Genomic DNA, 19,879 nt, shown 5'->3' with positions numbered 1-19,879 from the left:
TCGCCAAAAGAGTGCCTAAACTACTTCAAGGAAGCCGGATATGAACGGACGTAAAATCATCCCGCTCTAACTCTACTGCGCGTGGGGTGTGGTGCCGAAGAGTGGAACCGGCGAGATCACCGGGTTCGGCCAGGAGCCGCCGATGAAGAAAGGCAGAAGCGGCAACTCCGCCGCCTTGGCCGGATCGGTCGACTCGAGCGATCCGGACAGCGCCAGCCCGTTCGACTGATAGGTGATGACGCCGGAAAGCGTCAGCGTTTCCGAAGGACCGGCAATCCGGGCGTCGTGCATCTCGGCCGAACCGTTGGCGAAATCGGCCTGCATTTTCAGCTGGTTGAAAGCGAAAGCGCCGCCTGCCGCCGCGCTCAGCGGAAAGAACGGCTTTTCGGCTGCCTGTGTCCTGAGGGCCGAGGCATCGATGCCGGGGATCGTGCCTTCCCTTGTCCAGAAGCGCAGCCTGCCGGTGACGTCGGCAAGACCGGTCGTCCAGATCGCCTTCGGCGACTGCAGGTCGAGATCGAGCGATCCGGTTGCCAGCGGCAGCGGTCCCTTCAGCTGCAGGCGCTCGGCAAGGGCTGCGAAGTCGGCATCGCGGATCGACAATTGCAGTTTGCCGCCGCCGTCGAAGTCACGCTGGGTTGCTTCCAGATGCGCGGTCATTTCGCCGCCTTCGAACCGGCTGTCGCCGATGTCGAATTTCGCTTCGCCGCCGGCGACGATCATGCTGGCGCCGACATCGGAAAGCTCGAAGAGACCCATCTGCGCGCGCCGCGCCGAAAGCCTGACGTCGACATCGAGCAATTGCAACGGCCCGTTTATGCCGGCGGAGATTTCCTTCGCCTCGCCGGCGGCAAGCCTGAGCGCGAAGGCGTCGAGAAATGGCTTGAGGTTCATCTGGTCGAAGGCGAGCGTGCCGCCGATCTTCGGCCGTTTGCCGGGTTGGGTGAAAAGGTCCATCACCCCGGTGGCGCTCGCTTCGTTCAGCGAGACGCTGAGATTGTTGAAGCGCAGCCCGTTGCCCGACGACATGATGTCGGATTCCAGCGAGGCGCTCTTCAGTGTTGCGATGCCGGGGATGGATTTGCCCGACCATGCCAGAAGTGCCTGCATATCGGGAATGCTGGCGGTGATATTGCCGGAAAGTGCCGAAAGGTTGGCGATGCTGGCAATTCCCTGGAAGTGGGCCGTCAAAAGATTCGATGTCAGCGACGTCCGCGTTTCGGCATTCCGGCCGGCAAAGGCGAGCAGCGGCTGGCGTGAGGCGAAATCGACCTTCAGGTCCTCGCCGTTGATGCGGGCAATGACGACCGCCGAGATCGCGCCGGATAGCCGCGGCCAGGCGATATCTGCGGTGACGCTGTCGAAACGATAGGTCTTGGCGGACTTGGCGTCGGTCACCGCAAGCGTGCCGTCTTCGACCGTCACCGCGCCGATCTCGGCGTCGAGATCGGGATCGAGCACCTCGGCGCCGTTTTCGGTGCGCACGCCGCTGATCGCACGGGCGAGCAGGCCGGCATAACTCCAGTCGATCAGCCCCTTCTCGTCGCGCGTCAGCGCCAGATTGGGGCGCACCAGATGAAATTCGTGGAAGCTGGTGCGGCCTCTCAGCGCATCGATGAGGCTGAAATCGGCCGACAGGCTATCGATGCTGCCGAGCAGTTTGTCGCCGCTTTCGCGCGGCTGGCGGATGGTGATCTGGTTCAGCGTGATGCGCGGCGTCGGCCAGAATTCCAGAACCGGGCTACCCTTGATCTCGGCATGATAGCCCGTCCATTTCGACAGCGCGTCTTCGATGCCCGAGCGCACGAAACCGGTGGTGATGAGATAGGGTGCGGCAACCCTCAGCGCCACGAAAATCCCAAGCGCAATCAGCAGGAAGACAGTCGACAGACGGGCGAAGGCCGGAAGCCAGCGCGAAACGGGTCCGATCTTCCTGCGCCACCTGCGATGTCTTGACGTGCTCATGATCTCCGCCGGTAATTCAGCCGGTCATCCCGTGATGCGCTGATTTCGCCGGATATAGGAAATATCGGGCATATGCAAATACCCTACTGCGCCGCGCGTCTTTTCACACGCGCAAAGGACCCTGCAACACCTACGATCCAAGCATCTTTTTTCCGATGCGCCAGCGACCGATCGCGTCGGTTCCGCACTTTATAATGCAATGCAGCATGATATATAAAGGCGGTATTGGGGAGGAGCAATTGAATGCAGGATAACAGACCACTTTGGGTGCCTTCGGAGGATGCCGTCGCAAGAAGCCCGATCCATGCCTTCATGGCGCGCTGCAATGCCGATTTCGGGCTTTCTCTTTCGGGCTTTGAGGATCTGCATGCCTGGTCGGTGACAGAGCGGGAGAATTTCTGGTCGGCCGTCTGGGATTTCTGCGGCGTCAAGGGAGAGCGCGGCGCAGAGGTGCTCGTCGACGGCGACCGCATGCTGGAGGCCCGCTTCTTTCCCGATGCGACACTGAACTTTGCCGACAACCTGTTGCCCGGCCGCGGCGAGGGCGATGCGATCGTCTTCCGCGGCGAGGACAAGGCCTGGGATCGCTGGTCGTGGGACAGGCTGCGCGCGCTGGTCTCGAAGCTGCAGCAGGCCTTCGCAGCCCTTGGTATCGGTAAAGGCGACCGCATCGCCGCCATGATGCCGAACATGCCGGAGACCGTCGCGGCCATGCTGGCGGCCGCCTCGATCGGCGCCATCTGGTCGTCCTGCTCTCCCGATTTCGGCGAGCAGGGTGTGCTCGATCGCTTCGGCCAGATTGGCCCCAGGCTGTTCATCGCCTGCGATGCCTATTGGTATTCCGGCAAGCTGCAGGATGTTTGCCCGAAGGTCGCCACCGTCGCCAAAAGCCTGGGCGTTCCGACGGTCATCGTCCACTACGCCGGCGATGCGGAAGCGGTGGCGCGCGCAACGCCTGGCGCTTCAACGCTTGAGGCCTTCGTCGCGCCCTATGAGGCCAAAGAGGTCGAATTCACGCCGCTTGCCTTTTCCCATCCGCTCTACATTCTCTTTTCCTCCGGCACCACGGGAGTGCCGAAATGTATCGTCCATTCTGCCGGCGGCACGCTGTTGCAGCACCTCAAGGAACAGCGGCTGCATTGCGGCCTGCAGGCCGGCGAGAAGCTGTTTTACTTCACCACCTGCGGCTGGATGATGTGGAACTGGCTGGTCAGCGGCCTTGCCAGCGGCGCCACGCTCTGCCTGTTCGACGGCTCGCCCTTCGCGCCCGACGGCAATGTGCTGTTCGACTATGCCGAGGCCGAGAAATTCGCGATTTTCGGCACCTCGGCGAAATATATCGATGCAGTGCGCAAAAGCGGGCTGACGCCGCGCAAGAGCCACGATCTCTCCAGCCTGCGGCTGATGACCTCCACCGGCTCGCCGCTGTCGCCCGAGGGCTTCACCTTCGTCTACGAGGGCATCAAGCAGGATGTGCAGCTCGCCTCGATTTCCGGCGGCACCGATATCGTCTCCTGCTTCGTGCTCGGCAATCCTCTGCAGCCGGTCTGGCGCGGTGAGATCCAGGGAGCCGGCCTCGGTCTTGCGGTCGACGTCTGGAACGATGACGGCAAGCCGGTGCGCGGGCAAAAGGGTGAACTCGTCTGCACCAAGGCTTTCCCGTCGATGCCGGTAATGTTCTGGAACGATCCCGACGGCGCCAAGTATCGCGCCGCCTATTTCGATCGGTTCGACAATGTCTGGTGCCACGGCGATTTTGCCGAATGGACGGAGCATGGCGGTCTCGTCATCCACGGCCGTTCGGATGCGACGCTCAATCCCGGCGGCGTGCGCATCGGCACGGCCGAGATCTATAATCAGGTGGAGCAGATGGAGGAGGTGGCCGAGGCGCTGTGCATCGGTCAGGAGTGGGACGACGACGTGCGCGTCATCCTCTTCGTCCGCCTGGCAGCGGGTGTGTCGCTCACCGAGGATCTCGTCAAGGCGATCAAGACACGGATTCGCACCGGCGCCTCGCCGCGGCATGTGCCGGCAAAGATCATCGCGGTCGCCGATATACCCCGCACTAAGTCAGGCAAGATCGTCGAGCTCGCAGTGCGCGAGGTCGTTCACAACAGGCCGGTGAAAAACCAGGAAGCACTCGCCAATCCCGAGGCGCTGCGGCTCTTCGCCGGCTTGAGCGAACTCAAGGACTGAAAGGCCAGACCCGAAAATCGATCCCGATTGTCGGGTCGATGCACCAGCCTATAAGCTTTGACCATCTATCAATCTTTCGTCATTGAAACCTTTCGTTAAGAAAGGTTTGCCAAAGGTGAAGCTAACTTAGCGGCCGCACATGAACGAGGCGGCGTGAAGCCTTCGGGCTTGCAACATGATGTTGACCGACTAAGCTCTTGTTTGAACAGCACCCAATTTGAGGCAGCCCGAGGCTGCCTTTTCTTTATGCTAAATGGCAGCGCCGCGCGTCTTTTCAGACGCGCAAAATGCGCTGTAACACGTTGAATCAAGGCACGATGCGTTAAACGGCAGACTAGCCGGCGAGCACCCGCTGCGACGGGAAGGTGATCTCGACGAGCGTGCCCTCGTTCGGCGCCGAATTGATCGAGAATACCGCCCGGTTGGCATCGACCATCGCCTTGGTCAGCGGCAGGCCAAGGCCGGTGCCGTCGCCGCGATGGCGCGATTGGGTCGAGGAGACCTGCCGGAACGGCTTCATCGCCTGGTCGAGTTCGCTGCGCGTCATGCCGATACCGGTATCGCGGACCCTGAGCACAACGCTGCCATTCGCCTCATACGAGGTGGAAACGACAATCTGCCCGCCGGATGGGGTGAAACGGATGGCGTTCGACAGGATGTTGAGCGCGATCTGCTTGACCGAGCGCAGATCCGCCACGACTTCCGGCACCGCATGCGACAGTGCCGTGCGGATGATGACGCGCTGGCCGTTCGCCTGCGGCTGGACCAGGGCAACGGCCTCGGAGACCGCCTCGTTGAGGCCGACGGCGGCAAAATCGAGATCCATCTCGCCCGCCTCGATCTTTGAAATATCGAGCAGATCGTTGACGATATCCAGCACGTGCCGGCCGGAGCGGCCAATGTCGTTGGCATATTCGATATAGCGCGGATGGCCGATCGGCCCGAAGCGCTCGCCAGCCATCATGTCGGAAAAGCCGATGATGGCGTTGAGTGGCGTGCGGATTTCGTGGCTGACGCGGGCGAGGAAATCGGTCTTGTGGGCGTTGGCGGTTTCGGCCGCCCCCTTGGCGTTGCGCAACTCGTCCTCGGTGCGCTTCCACTGGGTGATATCGCGGATGACGGCGCAATAGCCGTTGGAAGAGGTGAGCTGGCCCATCGTCATGAACAGCGGCACGAAGCCGCCGGCGGCCTCGCGGCCGATCACTTCGCGCCCGTCATTCAGCACACTGGCGACGCCATGGCCGGAGAGGCCGTTCAGATAATCGAGCACGGCCTTCTGGCTCTCATGGGCAAACAGCATGACGAAGGGTTTGCCGCGCGTCTCCTGCTCATCATAATTGAAAAGCGCGCTCGCCGACCGGTTCATCGAGCGGATGTCGCCCTCCGTGCCGATGACGACGACGCCGTCGGTTGCCGTTTCCAGGATCGAGCGCAGTTCCTCCACCTCGACCTGAAGCTTGGCGACCTTTTCGACCATCCGCTCGGGGCGGCCTTCGGAACGACCTTCAACGCGGTTTGCTTCGCTGCGGCTGTCATCCTTGCCTTCGACCGGCATCAACGCCAGCATCAGGGCGTTGGCGTCTTCCCAGCGCACCGATTGCAGCCGCGCCGTCACCGGCACCAGCGTATCGTCAGCCTTGACCAGCATCATGGTGCCGGCGCCCGCGGCCTTTTCTTCGAGCTCGCGGCGCTGCAGCAGGGCTTCGATGCCGCCGACCTCGCGCAGCGCATCGAGCGACGCGTAGCCTGTCAGCCGCATGAATTCCGGGTTGGCATGGATCAACGCATCGCCAACATGGATGAGCACGGCGACCGGTAGCTGGTCGACCGTTCCCAGCGAGAGGCCGTCGGTCATCTTGACGCGGGGCGGGATGAAGCTCGTCAGAACTTCGATCTGGCTGACCGTCTCCTCCAGCCCTTCCGTCGCCTCGTCCTCTTCTATGACGTCAGGCTCCTCGGCACCGGCGTCGTCATGCGAGTTGGCGGCATTCTCGAAAATCGCCTCCTGCGGCGCGATCTCCTCGAGCGACGGGACTTCCGCCTCGTCGGCAACGGGTGTTTCGGTCTCGACCTCCGCGGCGCCGGACGCCTCTTCGAAGCTGGCCGTTTCCGCGCCGGTAGGTTCCGCCTGCGCCGTGACGGTGGGCTCCACCGGCGCCGGCGCGGCAGGTTCGTCCTTGCTGGCGCCGAAGGCCTCGAGACGCTTGGCGATCTCGCGGAAATTGGCCTGCTCGGCGGCCGTCAGTGCAGCGCCGCTATTGTGAAGCTGAACGATCTTGTCAGAGAAACGGCGGTTGGGAGTTTCCGAAATGCGCAGTGCCGGCGGCTCGCTCGACGGTTCCGCTGCCGGTTCGACGGCAGGGCTATCGCCGGCATCGGCGCTATCGTCTGTATTTTCCGAAACGCTTTGCTGGAAAGGTGCCTCGCCGGACGCCTGCTCGGCAGCAATCTCCTCAGGTTCCGACTGCCGTCGCGGCTCGCTTGCCGCAAGCGTCTGGTCCTCATCCTCATCCGTCAGGGCGGGTTCGCTCGGAACCTCGTCATGGGCTGCCGGCACCTCGTGGACCGCCTCGGCGATGGTCTCCGTCACCGGGCCAAGGCTTGCCGCATCATGGCCGACGCCATCCGGGCCGAGTGTCAGGCCGAGCGCCAGCGGATCTTCCTGTGCATCGGAAAGCCGGACGACGCCGAAGCCGCGGAAACCGTCGAAGTCGCGGTTGCGGGTATAGGTCGGCAGCGCCGCCAGATCGACGGGAACGACGAGGCTGGTGCCTTCGACCGGCCAGAGGATGGTTTTGCCCGACCATGTGTCGCGGCGGGCGAGCGCTTCGGCAAGCTTGCCGTCGGGATCGAGATTGAAGAGGGCGGCGATATCGCTGAAGGCGGAGCCGATGATGTCGGAGGCATGCGGACCGACGGCCTCGGCAAATTCGTGGCTGACCTCGTTGAACCGGCCCTCGGCATCGATCTTCCAGACGAAGCGCGTGGCGCGGCTGTTCGGTCTGAAGATGAAGCCGGGCTCGACCGCAAGCTCAGGGACAGGGGACGCCTCGGGAACGTCAGGCACCGCGGGGGCGGGCTCTTCGTCAATCACTGCCGGCGCGTCTCCGATCGGCTTCTCGCCAGCGTCGACAGGCGGTTCCGCCGTCGCCGTTTCCACCGTCTCCGTGACCGAGGCCAGGTCGTCTTCGATGATCGCGGCAGGCGCGTTGGTCTCATCGGCGCTGCTGTCGATCACGCCGCCGTCGCTCTCTGGCTCCGCATGGCCGGCGAGACCAGTCTCGTCATCCAATTCGTCTGCCGCTGCAGTCTCCGCCGCAAGCTCGTTTTCGCCGCTAATATTCTCGAGCGTTTCCTCGACTTCCTCGATCCCCGAGACAGCCTCGATAATCTCGGTAAAGCCTGCGTCGGCAACGGGCGCGTCGCGGAAATCTTCGGCCGGCTGCACGGCGTCTTCCTGTGCATAGACCAAATCGAGCGCGGGTGCATCGATCAAGTCGAGCGAGGGCGCATCGATCAAGTCGGGCGCGGCCGTATCGATCGGGTCGGGCGCGGCTGCGTCGATCGGGTCGAGATGGCCGATCGCGGTCTCCACGGCGAAGAGAAGATTGAGCGCCGGCTCGTCGCTGAGCTTGCCGACGGCGGCCGGAAGATTGCCTCTGCCGGTGGCAACGGGTCGCTTCACCAGCCGGTCGGGATGCGCGCCGGCAAGGTTGATCAAGGTCTTTGCGGTCTGCTCGGAAATCCCGAGCGAGGCATAGCCCGGCGAGGCGGCGATGATGCCGCCATCGGCGCCGATCACGGCCATATGCGTGTCGGGATCATCGAGCCCCTGCAGCATCTGGGCCGCCGAGGCGCCGGCGGCCAGCGGCTTTGCCGAGACCGGCACTGAAAACAGCATGGCCTTTTCGCCCTGGGAAAGCCGGATCAGTTCGGCCGCCGCCTGCACCTGCACGCGCTGAAAGCCCTTGGCGACGCGGATCATCAGGCTGCGGCTCTCGCCGATATCGGTAAGCTGCCGCGCCGCCGTCTCGAACTGGCGGAAGGTGATGTCCTTGCGGTCGATACCCTGATCGAGCAGATCATAGACGGCCGAATGGCCGAAAAGCTCGGCGCCCGCACCGTTCGCCCAGAGCAGGCGGGCAAGGTCTGATGAAAACAGCACCATCGCTTCGCCGCGTGAAAAGCGTTCCCGCACCCGTGCATGCACGGCGATATCGATGAACGGATATTGGACTGCGGGCATGATCGAACCTTGTCGCTGTCGGCCTTCTAAATTAACGGCTTATTAATAACTGCGGGGCGCATGCGGGTCCAGAAGAGCAGGGGGTTTTCGGCTGGCAAGGTTAACGCCTTGTGCACCGCACAATAATTGTTGCAATGCACAATGAAATGTCCTATATAAGCTGCATCCCAACTATTGCAGGCAGCGACTGCCTCAGCCCAAAGGATGCGACCCATGGCTACCATAAAGACCGACGACGTTTTTTCAATCGCTTCTTTCGACCCGTCCAAGTTCGCGGAATCCTTCCGTGATTTCGCCGAAAAGGGCGCTCAGCAGTCGAAGGACGCCTATGCCAAGCTGAAGACCGCTGGTGAAGAAGCCGGCAAGACGCTCGAAGCTACCGTCCAGACGGCACAGGCCGGCAGCGTCGAGCTCGGCCTGAAGGCGATCGACATCCTGCGCGTCAATTCCGAGAACTCGCTGTCGCACTTCGAAGCCCTGCTCGGCGTCAAGTCTGCCGCTGAATTCTTCGAACTGCAGACCTCGTTCATCCGCAAGCAGGCCGAACTGACCGTCGAGCAGGCGAAGTCGATCCAGGAAACCACCAAGCAAGTTGCCGAAAAGCTCGCAAAGCCTTCCAAGGACGCCGCCGAAAAGGCCATGGCTTCCTTCAAGGTTGCCTGATCGGTCTTAACAACTCAGCGATAAAAGGCTGGACCTCGCGTCCAGCCTTTTTGTATATTGACGAGGATTGGGGCTTGAATTCATCGCCAAGTCCTCGTATGTGACCCCCGTCGCGCCAAGCGTGACATGTGCGGTTGTAGCTCAGTTGGTTAGAGCGCAGGTTTGTGGCACCTGAGGTCGGAGGTTCGAGACCCCCCAACCGTACCATTCAAATTCCACCCAAGTATTTGATTATTGATGAGTGCACCCGAAGAGAAATCGGGCTTTTGACACGGACTTCTGGAGCTTCGAAGTTCTGGGTGTTCGTTAAAGGGTCACGTGCGATTGAAGCAAATTGCCCTTATCGAACGTCGTGACTCAGGCAATAACAGGCCGTCAGTCGCGTCCCAGTTCTTGAGGGCGGAATATCGGGCGTAGTAGCCGATCGCCGGATTGGTCGGGGCCCGGCTATCACGCGCGAGAAATTCCCGCGTTGCACTGGCCAATGAGGTGCGGGTGGAGACCGCCATCGAATGGCGGTCGGAGGCGACTTCAGCAAGCTTCACCATAAGAAACCCTGGGCGCTTTAATTCAGGGCAATTTCGCTTGCGATGTCGTTATCCGCTATTCATTGCTGAGCCGCTCAAGATGCTCAGAGCACACAGTCTTGACCCGCTCAAGCAACAAATTGGTCTGCTGTGCAAGCCAGCTGAGAGCCTCCTCGCTGATGTTGAAATGCTTGGAGTACCGCGCTTTCACATAGGCTTCGTTCAAGGTGTTGAACCAGGCGCGCTCACGCTGCTGATCGCGTGGAAAGGCTTCGGCCAGACGCCGGTCCTGCTCCTCGGCAAGCGAGCGGAGGAACTTGATGTTGTGGGATGGCGGCCCATAATTGGTAAGCGTCAATAAAACGCAGGAATAGGCTTGTTCTATCGATTGATGTAGTGCGAACGCTGCTCTTTTCGTTTGTGTCTTGGTGCGAGCGTATTGAACCCAATCTGAGAACTCTTCCGCGGCCAAGAACCGGTCTGCGAAGTGCTCCTTCGCCACCCGAAGCCGATCGGCCGGCGAGAGTGGCTTCGGTTCGGCAAGCGGCTCATCATCGAGTTCATAGAGAACGATGCCTTCCTTCCGGATATCAGAGAAGAAGTATTGCCCTTCTTTCAGGTAGGTGTTCACCTCCCGCCTGGAATGCACAATGAAGCTCACCGGCGTCTCGATCGACTTGTCGTGAATCAGCCGGTCAGCGGCCTTATGCCAGTACTCGGCGAACTCACAAAGCTTGCGATTGTTGACGATGATCAGCAGATCGAAATCAGAGCGATACCCCTTCATCGTGAAAGGTTCATCCACCCATCCACCCTTGGCGTAAGAGCCGAACAGGATGATCTTCAAGATCCTGCCGCGCTTCTTGAACTCCGCCGTACCGTCGTTCACCGCGTCTTCAAATTCCTCGTGGAGGATTTCCAAAACACGGCCAATCTCTCGCTGCTTGCGAAGCGGCATATGATCGACGGACGACTTCATACACCATCGATAGGCGAAAGATTCTGCACCGTCCACGAGAATTTTAGCGCGGGCCAAACCTCAATTTTACCTGCATCTCCGATTTCGCTTTTCAATGGATGCACCAAGCTGACGGGTCAACCCGGGCGCAGCCTGTGAAGGCCGCGGGGAGGTCCAGTCTTGTATTTTAACTATCTTGAACACGATAGTTAAATCGTCTAAGTTGTCGTAGCTCAGAACGACACGGCGAGAAAATGGGTTGGAGACACGTTACCTAACGCGCCGTCGGTTCTCGGTCCAGTTGGTGCGAAGTAGGTCGCTAGCCCAACGTGCTTGATAGGATTGGAGACGTCTGATGGCGATCATGTTCGTCAGAGCGCAGGTGATCAGCAGGGGCGCGGGGCGCAGCATCATTTCGGCTGCTGCCTATCGTCATCGCACCCGGATGATGGATGAACAGGTCGGCGCCTCCTACAACTATCGAAGTGGAGCTTCCGATCTGGTGCATGAGGAGCTTGCCTTGCCGGACTGTGTTCCGGATTGGCTCCATAAGGCGATCGACGGCCTTTCCGTTGCTAGTGCGAGCGAAGCACTCTGGAATGCTGTGGAGGCCTTCGAGACGCTGGGAAACGCACAGCTTGCCCGCGAATTGATCATCGCCCTGCCGGAGGAACTGACCCGGGCGGAGAATATTGCAATGGTTCGCGAGTTCGTTCGGGACAATCTCACAGCTAGGGGCATGGTGGTTGATTGGGTCTATCACGACAAGGACGGCAATCCCCACGCCCATGTCATGACGACGCTGAGGCCGCTCGCGGAGGAGGGGTTTGGCCGGAAGCGGGTGACGATCATGGGGGAAGATGGAAAGCCTTTGCGTGTCGTAACGCCCGACAGTCCGAACGGGAGGATTGTCAATAGGGTCTGGGCCGGCGACAGGGAAACGATGAAGGCCTGGAAGATCGCCTGGGCGGAAACAGCCAACCGGCATCTGGCGCTGGCCGGTCACGAGATCCGGCTCGATGGGCGCTCCTATGCCCAACAGGGCCTCGGCGGCATCGCCCAGAGACATCTCGGGTCAGTGAAGGCAGCCCTCGCAGGCAAGGGCAGGGAGCTCTACTTCGCTCCCGCCGATCTTGCCCGGCGCCAGCAGATGGCCGACCGCTTGATTGCCGAGCCAGAGCTTCTGCTGAAGCAACTCGGCCACGAACGATCCACCTTCGACGAGAGGGATATCGCCAAGGCGCTCCACCGCACTGTCGATGATCCCACCGATTTTGCTAACATCCGTGCCCGGCTGATGGCGTCCGACCAGCTGGTCATGCTGAGGCCGCAGGAGATTGATGCGGAGACCGGCAAGGTATCGGAACCGGCCGTATTCACAACGCGAGACATTCTGCGCGTCGAATATGACATGGCGCACTCCGCACAGGTCCTATTGAAGCGTGGCGGCTTTGGCGTCTCGCCACGGCAGGTCGAAGCCGCCATCAAAAGCGTCGAGACTGGCGATCCGGGAAATCTCTTCCGGCTCGATGCGGAACAGGTCGATGCGGTTCGTCACGTAACGGGTAACAGCGGCATTGCCGCAGTGGTCGGTCTCGCCGGCGCCGGCAAGTCGACGCTGTTGGCGGCGGCGCGTCTTGCCTGGGAGGGCGAGGGCAGGCGAGTGATCGGTGCCGCGCTTGCGGGCAAGGCGGCGGAAGGACTGGAAGACAGTTCCGGCATCAAGTCGCGCACACTCGCCTCCTGGGAGCTGGCCTGGGCCAACGGGCGCGACACGCTCCATCGCGGCGATGTCCTTGTCATCGATGAAGCGGGTATGGTGTCGTCGCAACAAATGGCGCGTGTCCTCAAGGCGGCGGAAGACGCAGGCGCGAAAGCCGTGCTTGCGGGTGACGCGATGCAGCTCCAGCCGATCCAGGCCGGTGCTGCTTTCCGGGCAATCACTGAGCGGATCGGTTTTGCCGAGCTTGCCGGCGTGCGCCGCCAGCGTGATGAGTGGGCGCGGGAGGCCTCGCGGCTCTTCGCCCGAGGGAGGGTGGAGGAAGCGCTCGACGCCTATGCCGCGCATGGCCATCTGATCGAGGCGCAAACACGTGCCGGAACGATCGATCGGATCGTGTCCGACTGGAGTGAGGCGCGCAAACAGGCAGTCGAGAAATCTGTTTCCGGGGGAAACGAAGGCCGGCTGCGCGGCGATGAGCTCCTCGTCCTTGCCCACACCAATGACGACGTCGGCAAGCTGAACGAGGCCTTGCGCAAAGTGATGACGGACGAGGGTGCGCTGGCAGGTGCCCGCGAATTCGAGACGGCCCGCGGTGCGCGCGAGTTTGCTGCTGGCGATCGCATCATCTTCCTGGAGAATGCTCGTTTCCTGGAGCCGCGCGCCCGTCATCTCGGTCCGCAATATGTCAAGAACGGCATGCTCGGCACAGTCGTTTCCACCGCTGACACACAGGGCGATCCATTGTTGTCGGTGCATCTCGACAATGGCCACAAGGTCGTCTTCAGCGAAGACAGCTATCGCAATGTCGATCACGGCTATGCCGCAACGATCCACAAATCGCAAGGCGCCACGGTCGACCGGACCTTCGTGCTTGCCACCGGGATGATGGATCAGCATCTGACCTATGTGGCGATGACCCGGCATCGCGATCGCGCCGATCTTTACGCGGCGACAGAGGACTTCGCGGCGCGGCCGGAATGGGGACGGAGACCGCATGTCGATCATGCCGCGGGTGTGAGCGGCGAGCTTGTCGAAACCGGAGAAGCCAAATTCCGGCCAGCTGACGAGGATGCCGACGACAGTCCCTACGCCGACATCAGGACGGATGATGGAACCGTCCATCGACTCTGGGGCGTCAGCTTGCCGAAGGCGCTCGAGGAAGCGGGCGTCTTGGAAGGCGACACTGTCACGCTGCGCAAGGACGGCGTGGAACGGGTCAAGGTGAGCGTTCCCGTCGTTGACGAGGAAACGGGTCAAAAGCGTTACGAGGAGAGGGAAGTCGATCGCAACGTCTGGACGGCCAAGCAGATCGAAACCGCCGAGGCTCGTCGGGAGCGGATTGAGCGCGAGAGCCATCGGCCTGAGATGTTCAAGCAGCTTGTCGAGCGCTTGTCGCGCTCCGGCGCCAAGACGACGACGCTCGATTTTGAAAGCGAGGCCGGTTATCGCGCATATGCCGACGACTTCGCCCGGCGCCGCGGGATCGATCATCTTTCGTTGGCCGCAGTCGAGATGGAGGAAAGCCTCTCCCGGCGCTTTGCGTGGATTGCTGTAAAGAAGGAGCAGGTGGAAAAACTCTGGGAAAGGGCGAGCGTGGCGCTCGGCTTTGCGATCGAGCGGGAACGGCGGGTTGTCTACAGCGATGACCGAACTGAATCCCACGTCGTCTCGGGTGCGAGCGCTGGCGAAGCACACTATCTGATCCCGCCGACCACTTCCTTCGTCACGAGCGTCGAGGAGGATGCGCGGCTGCTGCAGCTTTCGTCCCCGACCTGGGCGGAGCAGGAAGCGATCCTTCGACCGTTGCTGGAGAAGATCTATCGCGATCCAGATGCAGCGCTTGCCGCCCTGAACGCGCTGGCATCGGATGCCAGCGCCGAACCGCGCAAGCTCGCCGACGATCTTGCCGCAGAACCCGATCGGCTTGGCCGGCTGCGCGGCTCCGATCTCATCATCGACGGGCGGGCCGCCCGCAACGAGCGTAGCGCCGCAATCTCCGCTCTGGAGGAACTGCGGCCGCTCGCACGGGCCCATGCGACCGAGTTTCGCAGGAATGTTGAACGATTCCACGAACGCGAGGAGAGACGTCGAGGGCATATGGCGTTGTCCGTCCCGGCGCTCTCCGAACATGCGATGGCGCGGCTTATGGAGATCGAGGCGGTACGCAGCCAAGGCGGTGACGACGCCTATAAGACGGCCTTTGCGATTGCCGCCGAGGACCGTTCGGTCGTGCAGGAGGTCAAGGCGGTCAGCGAGGCATTGACCGCCCGCTTCGGCTGGAGCGCCTTCACCGCAAAGGCGGATGCGGTTGCCGAGCGTAACATTGCCGGGCGCATGCCGGAAGATCTGATGCCGGGCCAGGGCGAGGCGCTGATCAAACTGTTCGAGGCCGTGAAGCGTTTTGCCGACGAGCAGCATCTCGCCGAACGGCACGATCGTTCGAAGATCGTTGCGGGCGCCAGTGCCGACCTGGGGAAGGAGAAGGTCCCCATGCTGGCCGCAGTCACCGAGTTCAAGACTTCGGTCGACGACGAGGCGAGATCTCGCGCTCTCGCCGGCCTTCTTTATCGCCAGCAGCGAGCGGCGCTGGCCGCCGTCGCACGAACGATCTGGCGCGATCCGGCCGGCGCTGTCGACAAGATCGAAGAGCTGCTTATCAAAGGCTTTGCCGCCGATCGTATCGCCGCTGCAGTGATCAATGACCTCGCCGCCTACGGCGCCTTGCGCGGTTCCGATCGTCTCGTGGATCGGATGCTCGCCTCCGGCCGGGAGCGGAAAGAGGCAGTGCAGGCGGTGCCGGAAGTCGCCGCCCGCCTGCGCTCACTCGGGTCGTCCTATGTCAATCTGCTCGATGCAGAACGACAGGTCATTTCGGCAGAGCGGCGGTGCATGGCGGTCGCCATACCCGGCCTGTCGAGGATGGCCGAAAATGCGCTCCTGCGCCTGGTCACCGAGGCGAAGAGCAGCGGCCGTAAGCTGAGTCCATCAGCCGCTGTCCTCGATCCCAGCATTCGCCGGGAGTTTGCCGCAATCAGCACGGCGCTCGACGAACGCTTCGGCCGCAATGCCATCCTCCGGCAAGAGAACGATCTCATCAACCGTGTGCCTCCAGCGCAGCGCCGAGCCTTTGAGGTGATGCGGGAGAGGCTCAAAATCCTGCAGCAGACCGTCCGCTGGGAAAGCAGTGAGAAGATCGTTTCGGAACGGCGCAATCGTACTGTCAATCGCGGCCGCAGTATCGATCTTTGAAGACCATCGAAGAAGTCAAGAAACTGGCGAGATGTTCCCGCACGCGGTCTTGACTAGCATATGCAGGTCGGGCGGCCCGTTCGCCGAGCCCGATGAACGTAGTCCCGCCTCCTTCCCGTAACTTGACCTTCCTCGCTAAGCTGGTCCGCGATCGCCGGTTGGCGGATGGTGCCTGGCCGTCGCCTCTTCGCTGACTTCGAAGTGGTTCGAACAACGCACTTTCACGTGGGCTATCATTGATAGCGAGCGGCGATAGCGACCGGATGGGTGCTGAGCGCCAGGCCCGGAACGGCAAGATTCCTCTTTGCCACCGGCGCATTCGCGATTTCGATGATCAGCATGTTCCGGACCGCAATCCGCTATCGAATCTGGGCGGTCGATCATTGCCTGCCGGCGCAGGCTCAGCGGGAAACGTCCGAAGGCGAGGAGACAGGCCGCGGTTTATTGGGCAGCCGGCGCGATCATCCGCATGCTGATCCTCACCCTCAGGCGGTTCACGAAAGGGGCCCGGTTGGTTAAAACTCGATGGCGACGCGATCAACGTCTTTGGGCTAAGCCGCAGCCACATGATCCCTTATAGCGTTCTCGCGCAAAACGGCCCCTATCGCTTCGCCCTCAAAAACGTCGACCGCGCCCATGGGGACGGAGATCTGGTCGCGCGGCTGCGCTCCGAACTGCCGCGAGGCGAATTTCCGTCCGCTGCGCTGGCGATCAAGCAGGCCAATGCATCCCTGTGGAAGCGATATTTCGATCCGGGCATCGATTTCCTGCAGATCGATGATGAGGATGTCGCCGACCTCGTCGTCGAGCATCTTCATGATGAATCATCCTGGCTCGCCCGAAATCTTTTTGGGGCAGGTGGGTTTGTGCAATGTCTGCTATCCTCCACCGAGACACTTGCAGACAGCAATTGGCAGGGCTGGCTCAAGAACACCACGGACCTGTTTTGGGGTAACGATCGAGGCCGCCTCTTTCCGTTGCGGCTGACGGATTAAAGCCGAGTATCTGGGGGCATCGCGTGCTGCTGGAGGACGCCGAACCCTTCTCGGCGCTCGATGTGCTGGGTCCGGGCAATATCGAGGCAGTGCTCAGGAAATATGGCAGCCTGTCACAGGAGGAAGCCTGCGGCGCCCTCGAAAGTTTCGTTGGCGATCCCCTATGGGCCTGTTTAAGACCCGTCATGATGAAGGGCTGGTGGACGTGCGCGATCCCGAGTGGGCATTTTCGTAGGTGCTAATTTGGCACCGCATTTTTCAGGTTATGCATGCCTGCGCGATACAAAATACGCAATTCTGAAATCAAACCTTCGGTTTCCGTCCAGCCTTCATCGGTTGCGGTCTATCTCCCGGCAAAGGAATCGAAAACAACTCGGAGATATCTATTGATAGTGCGTTCGCGAGGCGATCGAGCAAATCAATAGAGATATTATATTTTCCTCTCTCCAAATCACTGATCACGGTTCTATCCACACGCGCATCTACAGCGAGAACTTCCTGCGTAAGTTTCTGCGCTGACCTGTGATGTCGCAAATTCCACGCAATGCGCGCTCGAGTGTCCATGCACAACGGGCAACATCTTGCATGGCTTTAATCCATGGAATATATTCGACATATTAGTCTTTTGAGTTCTAAAAGTGCTCCATTTCGCACCTCCGCTCGTCGTTAACACTGGCGAGGGCGTCTCTCAGAGGAAGGCAAACCCAATGCATGATCGGGTAGAAAAGCGGTTCGCGAGCCAGTCTCCGCGTAACACATTTCGGACTGAAGACGACAGTAATCAAGCATCGCACCCGGTCGATATCCATGTGGGCCAGCAGCTTCGCATCAGGCGAGTTCATTCCAACCTGTCGCAAACCGAACTCGGTCAGAAAGTTGGTCTGAGCTACCAACAGGTCCAGAAATATGAGAGTGGCAAGAACCGCATCAGTGCGTCGATGCTCTATGAGATCGCCGGCGGTTTGAATGTGCCAGTGGGCTGCTTTTTCGACGGGCTGCCGCAACCAGGTTCAGGGGAGAGCGCGACTATCGCACCCGAGGCAGATGAGCGTATCGCTTATCTCGCCACCGCGGAAGGACGCCGCTTTGTCGAGGAGATACTTCGTCTTCCGCCCAAACTGAGGACCCGCACACTGGCGGTGATCAGGGCAATCGCCGGAGATGAGGACAAAGCCGAAGAAGATTGATGGTCCATTGATGCTGGCAGGTCTTAAGCAGGCGACCCCGTGTTTCCGTGCCGGCCCTCAGACAACATGAATTCTGCCCAAGCAACCGCCGCGCTCCATAAGCGTGCCAAATTCGGCCGAATGCTTGCGAGCTCGTCGATGATCTGCTCTCCGATGGAACCGAGGCCGCCTCGCGCCGTTCTTCAAGTTAACGGGAGAATATGCATGTCGAAAACCCTTCTCTACGGCGCGACCAAGATCGACGAGACCAACAGCGCCTATGCGCCGGTCGAAAGCCTTGCCGCGTTCCAATGGAAGAACCGTGTCTTCGTCCTTTTCGCCGATCGCGACAATGCCCGCGCCGCCCGCCAGGAAAACCAGTTGCTGGCCGATCGAAGCGCGCTCGATGAGCGCGACATGATGGTGCTGAAGATATCCGGCGCTGGCGTCCGGCCGCTTTTCGGTGCGACAGACGGTCTCGACGGCGAAGCCATCCGCCACGACCTCGAGGCGCCGGATGTGGGCGAATTCGCCGCCTTCCTTGTCGGCAAGGACGGCACCGTCAAGCTGAAGGTCAGCGAGCCGATCACCGATGGCGAGCTCTTCGCCATCATCGACAGCATGCCAATGCACGCTGCCGAATCGCTCAAGCCGGACAAATAACACCGGCCGAACATTCTCGATCGAACATCATGAAAGGGAGGCGGCTATGTCCGTGCCCAACGAACCCATTCCCGATCAGCCGCCGATGCCGGCGCCCGGCTGGAAGCCGGTGCCGCCGATCACGGAGCCGGAGCCGGACAGGCTGCCCGACGAGGCGCCGGTTCCGAACCCTGATGAGAACGACGAGCCGGCAAAACATGTCTCTTTCTAAAGAAAGATGTGGCGTTCGGCGCTGACGAGTTCCTGCAGGAAGTCGGCGACGCTCCTGACACGCAGGAGGTCGCGCGCCGTCTCGTGATAGGTCGTCCAGTAGGCCCGCCGGATCGAAATGTCGGGCAGGATGCGCTGGAGTTCCGGATACTGCCGGGCGATATAGTCGTGCAGGATGCCGATGCCGGCGCCTGACCGCACCGCTTCCGTTTGCCCGATCGAGGTCGAAATCTCGAAGCTTGCATCCCAGCTTCGCATCACCTCGCCGGAGAAATTCAGCGAGGCGGTGAAGATCAGGTCCTCAACATAGCCGATGCGCGGATGGGTTTTCAACGCATCGATATCGCCGGGTGTGCCGTGCGAGGCGAGGTAATCGCGCGAGGCATAGAGGCCGAGCGTGTAGTCGGTAAGCTTGGAGGAGACGAGCCGGCCTTGTTCGGGCCGCTCCAGCGTGATGGCGATATCGGCCTCGCGCTGCGACAGTGAGAAGGAGCGCGGCACCGGCACGAGCTGGATCTTCAGTTCAGGATGGCGTTCGATCAGCCTGCCCATGCGCGGCGCCAGAAAGGAAACACCGAAGCCATCGGGCGCGCCGACGCGAACGGTTCCGGCAATTGCCGTGTCGGTGTGGCCGAGGCTCGCCTGCACGGCCAGCATTTCCGTTTCCATCCGTTCTGCCGATGCCAGGAACACTTCGCCTTCGGCCGTCAGTTCGCAGCCATTCGTGCGGCGGATGAAAAGCCGCGTCTTCAGCGCCTCTTCCAGCGATGTCAGCCGACGCGAGAGTGTCGCATGATTGAGCCCCAGCCGCTTCGAGGCGGCAAGGATCTGCCCGGTGCGGGCGACGGCGAGGAAGATGCGAACATCGTCCCAGTTCATGGCTTGCCCCGCATGGCGATCGGATCGACCTCGATCAGCGTCAGCGATGTCACCATGCCCGCCGTCTCATTCTTATACTTCAGGAAATGCGTTGTCCGCAGATGGGCCTCGTATGCCTGCTGGTCGGCGTAGACCTCCAGAATGCGGATCCGGTTTGGGTTGTCCCTGAGGGAGACAGCGCTGAGCGAAAGAACGCCCTCTTCCAGCGCAACGGATGCCTCGATTTCTTCCGTCAGCAAGGCGCGATAGGCCTCGAGCGTGTCCGGAACGATCTCCAGTTCCGCCATTCTGACGACGGTTTTCCCGCTCATCGCTTTGACCTCCTCTTCGGATTTGACTTGTCCGCGCACCGTGCCAAGTTTGAAAGTAACAGCGCCTGATGCAGTGATAGGGCTATAATTTACGCACAACAGTTCCTTATATCAGCGCATTGATTTGT

15 protein-coding genes and 1 tRNA gene are annotated in these 19,879 nt (G+C 61.1%); 9 read left to right on the top strand and 7 right to left on the bottom strand.

The features are described from left to right. Positions 1 to 72: 72 nt before the first annotated feature. Positions 73 to 1,965 carry an AsmA family protein gene (locus ATY29_RS02490; RefSeq protein ID WP_097534939.1) on the bottom strand — a complete coding sequence of 631 codons (1,893 nt, stop codon included), beginning with the start codon at positions 1,963 to 1,965 and terminating at the stop codon, positions 73 to 75. A gap of 243 nt (positions 1,966 to 2,208) precedes the next feature. Between ATY29_RS02490 and ATY29_RS02485 the strand changes: the two genes are divergently transcribed. Next, the gene (locus ATY29_RS02485) at positions 2,209 to 4,161 is read left to right on the top strand and encodes an acetoacetate--CoA ligase (protein WP_097534938.1); all 1,953 of its coding nucleotides are present in this window, start codon (positions 2,209 to 2,211) and stop codon (positions 4,159 to 4,161) included. 334 nt (positions 4,162 to 4,495) lie between these two features. Here ATY29_RS02485 and ATY29_RS02480 read toward each other — a convergent pair whose 3' ends face one another. Then, positions 4,496 to 8,407 carry an ATP-binding protein gene (locus ATY29_RS02480; protein ID WP_097534937.1) on the bottom strand — a complete coding sequence of 1,304 codons (3,912 nt, stop codon included), beginning with the start codon at positions 8,405 to 8,407 and terminating at the stop codon, positions 4,496 to 4,498. 213 nt (positions 8,408 to 8,620) lie between these two features. On the opposite strand from ATY29_RS02480, the gene ATY29_RS02475 reads away from it, so the two are divergent. Continuing rightward, the gene (locus ATY29_RS02475) at positions 8,621 to 9,070 is read left to right on the top strand and encodes a phasin (RefSeq protein WP_003570225.1); all 450 of its coding nucleotides are present in this window, start codon (positions 8,621 to 8,623) and stop codon (positions 9,068 to 9,070) included. A 130-nt stretch (positions 9,071 to 9,200) separates the two neighbouring features. Next, positions 9,201 to 9,277 (top strand) — tRNA-His (locus ATY29_RS02470). A gap of 107 nt (positions 9,278 to 9,384) precedes the next feature. Here the strand turns inward: ATY29_RS02470 and ATY29_RS36320 are convergent. Together ATY29_RS36320 and ATY29_RS02465 are read right to left on the bottom strand one after the other, a co-directional pair. Further along, the gene (locus ATY29_RS36320) at positions 9,385 to 9,618 is read right to left on the bottom strand and encodes a hypothetical protein (RefSeq protein WP_133118175.1); all 234 of its coding nucleotides are present in this window, start codon (positions 9,616 to 9,618) and stop codon (positions 9,385 to 9,387) included. Positions 9,619 to 9,673: 55 nt separating this feature from the next. Continuing rightward, positions 9,674 to 10,576, bottom strand: a complete 903-nt coding sequence (locus tag ATY29_RS02465; protein WP_025415368.1) for a nucleotidyltransferase and HEPN domain-containing protein — start codon at positions 10,574 to 10,576, stop codon at positions 9,674 to 9,676. Positions 10,577 to 10,910: 334 nt separating this feature from the next. Here ATY29_RS02465 and traA point away from each other — a divergent pair, with 334 nt between their 5' ends. The 3 genes from traA to ATY29_RS37385 all read left to right on the top strand — a co-directional run bounded on the left by traA (position 10,911) and on the right by ATY29_RS37385 (position 16,764). Continuing rightward, positions 10,911 to 15,527: a Ti-type conjugative transfer relaxase TraA gene (gene traA, locus ATY29_RS02460; RefSeq protein WP_097534936.1), complete on the top strand. Its 4,617-nt coding sequence runs from the start codon at positions 10,911 to 10,913 to the stop codon at positions 15,525 to 15,527. A 566-nt stretch (positions 15,528 to 16,093) separates the two neighbouring features. Next, positions 16,094 to 16,522, top strand: coding sequence for a hypothetical protein (locus ATY29_RS37390; protein ID WP_244597330.1), 429 nt, complete (start codon positions 16,094 to 16,096; stop codon positions 16,520 to 16,522). Between the two features lie 23 nt (positions 16,523 to 16,545). Continuing rightward, the gene (locus ATY29_RS37385; protein ID WP_244597329.1) at positions 16,546 to 16,764 is read left to right on the top strand and encodes a hypothetical protein; all 219 of its coding nucleotides are present in this window, start codon (positions 16,546 to 16,548) and stop codon (positions 16,762 to 16,764) included. 61 nt (positions 16,765 to 16,825) lie between these two features. On the opposite strand, the gene ATY29_RS02445 is transcribed toward ATY29_RS37385, so the two are convergent. After that, positions 16,826 to 17,086, bottom strand: a complete 261-nt coding sequence (locus ATY29_RS02445) for a helix-turn-helix domain-containing protein (RefSeq protein WP_080687550.1) — start codon at positions 17,084 to 17,086, stop codon at positions 16,826 to 16,828. Between the two features lie 143 nt (positions 17,087 to 17,229). Between ATY29_RS02445 and ATY29_RS02440 the strand changes: the two genes are divergently transcribed. The 3 genes from ATY29_RS02440 to ATY29_RS36665 all read left to right on the top strand — a co-directional run bounded on the left by ATY29_RS02440 (position 17,230) and on the right by ATY29_RS36665 (position 18,562). Then, positions 17,230 to 17,709, top strand: coding sequence for a helix-turn-helix domain-containing protein (locus ATY29_RS02440; RefSeq protein WP_025415371.1), 480 nt, complete (start codon positions 17,230 to 17,232; stop codon positions 17,707 to 17,709). Between the two features lie 204 nt (positions 17,710 to 17,913). Then, positions 17,914 to 18,351 (top strand): DUF4174 domain-containing protein, encoded by a 438-nt coding sequence (locus tag ATY29_RS02435; RefSeq protein ID WP_097534935.1) that lies wholly within the window; start codon positions 17,914 to 17,916, stop codon positions 18,349 to 18,351. Positions 18,352 to 18,397: 46 nt separating this feature from the next. Further along, complete coding sequence (locus tag ATY29_RS36665; RefSeq protein ID WP_003584352.1) at positions 18,398 to 18,562, top strand: hypothetical protein; 165 nt, start codon at positions 18,398 to 18,400, stop codon at positions 18,560 to 18,562. Here ATY29_RS36665 and ATY29_RS02430 read toward each other — a convergent pair. Beyond that, the gene (locus tag ATY29_RS02430) at positions 18,559 to 19,440 is read right to left on the bottom strand and encodes a LysR family transcriptional regulator (protein ID WP_025415373.1); all 882 of its coding nucleotides are present in this window, start codon (positions 19,438 to 19,440) and stop codon (positions 18,559 to 18,561) included. The genes ATY29_RS36665 and ATY29_RS02430 overlap by 4 nt on opposite strands. Next, the gene (locus tag ATY29_RS02425; protein WP_025415374.1) at positions 19,437 to 19,751 is read right to left on the bottom strand and encodes a putative quinol monooxygenase; all 315 of its coding nucleotides are present in this window, start codon (positions 19,749 to 19,751) and stop codon (positions 19,437 to 19,439) included. Before ATY29_RS02425 ends, ATY29_RS02430 begins: the two co-directional genes overlap by 4 nt. Positions 19,752 to 19,879 lie beyond the last annotated feature (128 nt).

Source organism: Rhizobium hidalgonense (assembly GCF_002914525.1).
GTDB classification, from domain to species: domain Bacteria; phylum Pseudomonadota; class Alphaproteobacteria; order Rhizobiales; family Rhizobiaceae; genus Rhizobium; species Rhizobium hidalgonense.
This window is presented reverse-complemented; position numbering and strand designations above follow the sequence as displayed.

Excerpts from the sequence above, each read along its gene's own strand:
- ATY29_RS02490 (WP_097534939.1), bottom strand. The coding sequence starts at position 1,965 with ATGAGCACGTCAAGACATCGCAGGTGGCGCAGGAAGATCGGACCCGTT.
- ATY29_RS02485 (WP_097534938.1), top strand. The coding sequence starts at position 2,209 with ATGCAGGATAACAGACCACTTTGGGTGCCTTCGGAGGATGCCGTCGCA.
- ATY29_RS02480 (WP_097534937.1), bottom strand. The coding sequence starts at position 8,407 with ATGCCCGCAGTCCAATATCCGTTCATCGATATCGCCGTGCATGCACGG.
- ATY29_RS02475 (WP_003570225.1), top strand. The coding sequence starts at position 8,621 with ATGGCTACCATAAAGACCGACGACGTTTTTTCAATCGCTTCTTTCGAC.
- ATY29_RS36320 (WP_133118175.1), bottom strand. The coding sequence starts at position 9,618 with ATGGTGAAGCTTGCTGAAGTCGCCTCCGACCGCCATTCGATGGCGGTC.
- ATY29_RS02465 (WP_025415368.1), bottom strand. The coding sequence starts at position 10,576 with ATGAAGTCGTCCGTCGATCATATGCCGCTTCGCAAGCAGCGAGAGATT.
- traA (WP_097534936.1), top strand. The coding sequence starts at position 10,911 with ATGGCGATCATGTTCGTCAGAGCGCAGGTGATCAGCAGGGGCGCGGGG.
- ATY29_RS37390 (WP_244597330.1), top strand. The coding sequence starts at position 16,094 with ATGATCCCTTATAGCGTTCTCGCGCAAAACGGCCCCTATCGCTTCGCC.
- ATY29_RS02445 (WP_080687550.1), bottom strand. The coding sequence starts at position 17,086 with ATGGACACTCGAGCGCGCATTGCGTGGAATTTGCGACATCACAGGTCA.
- ATY29_RS02440 (WP_025415371.1), top strand. The coding sequence starts at position 17,230 with ATGCATGATCGGGTAGAAAAGCGGTTCGCGAGCCAGTCTCCGCGTAAC.
- ATY29_RS02435 (WP_097534935.1), top strand. The coding sequence starts at position 17,914 with ATGTCGAAAACCCTTCTCTACGGCGCGACCAAGATCGACGAGACCAAC.
- ATY29_RS36665 (WP_003584352.1), top strand. The coding sequence starts at position 18,398 with ATGTCCGTGCCCAACGAACCCATTCCCGATCAGCCGCCGATGCCGGCG.
- ATY29_RS02430 (WP_025415373.1), bottom strand. The coding sequence starts at position 19,440 with ATGAACTGGGACGATGTTCGCATCTTCCTCGCCGTCGCCCGCACCGGG.
- ATY29_RS02425 (WP_025415374.1), bottom strand. The coding sequence starts at position 19,751 with ATGAGCGGGAAAACCGTCGTCAGAATGGCGGAACTGGAGATCGTTCCG.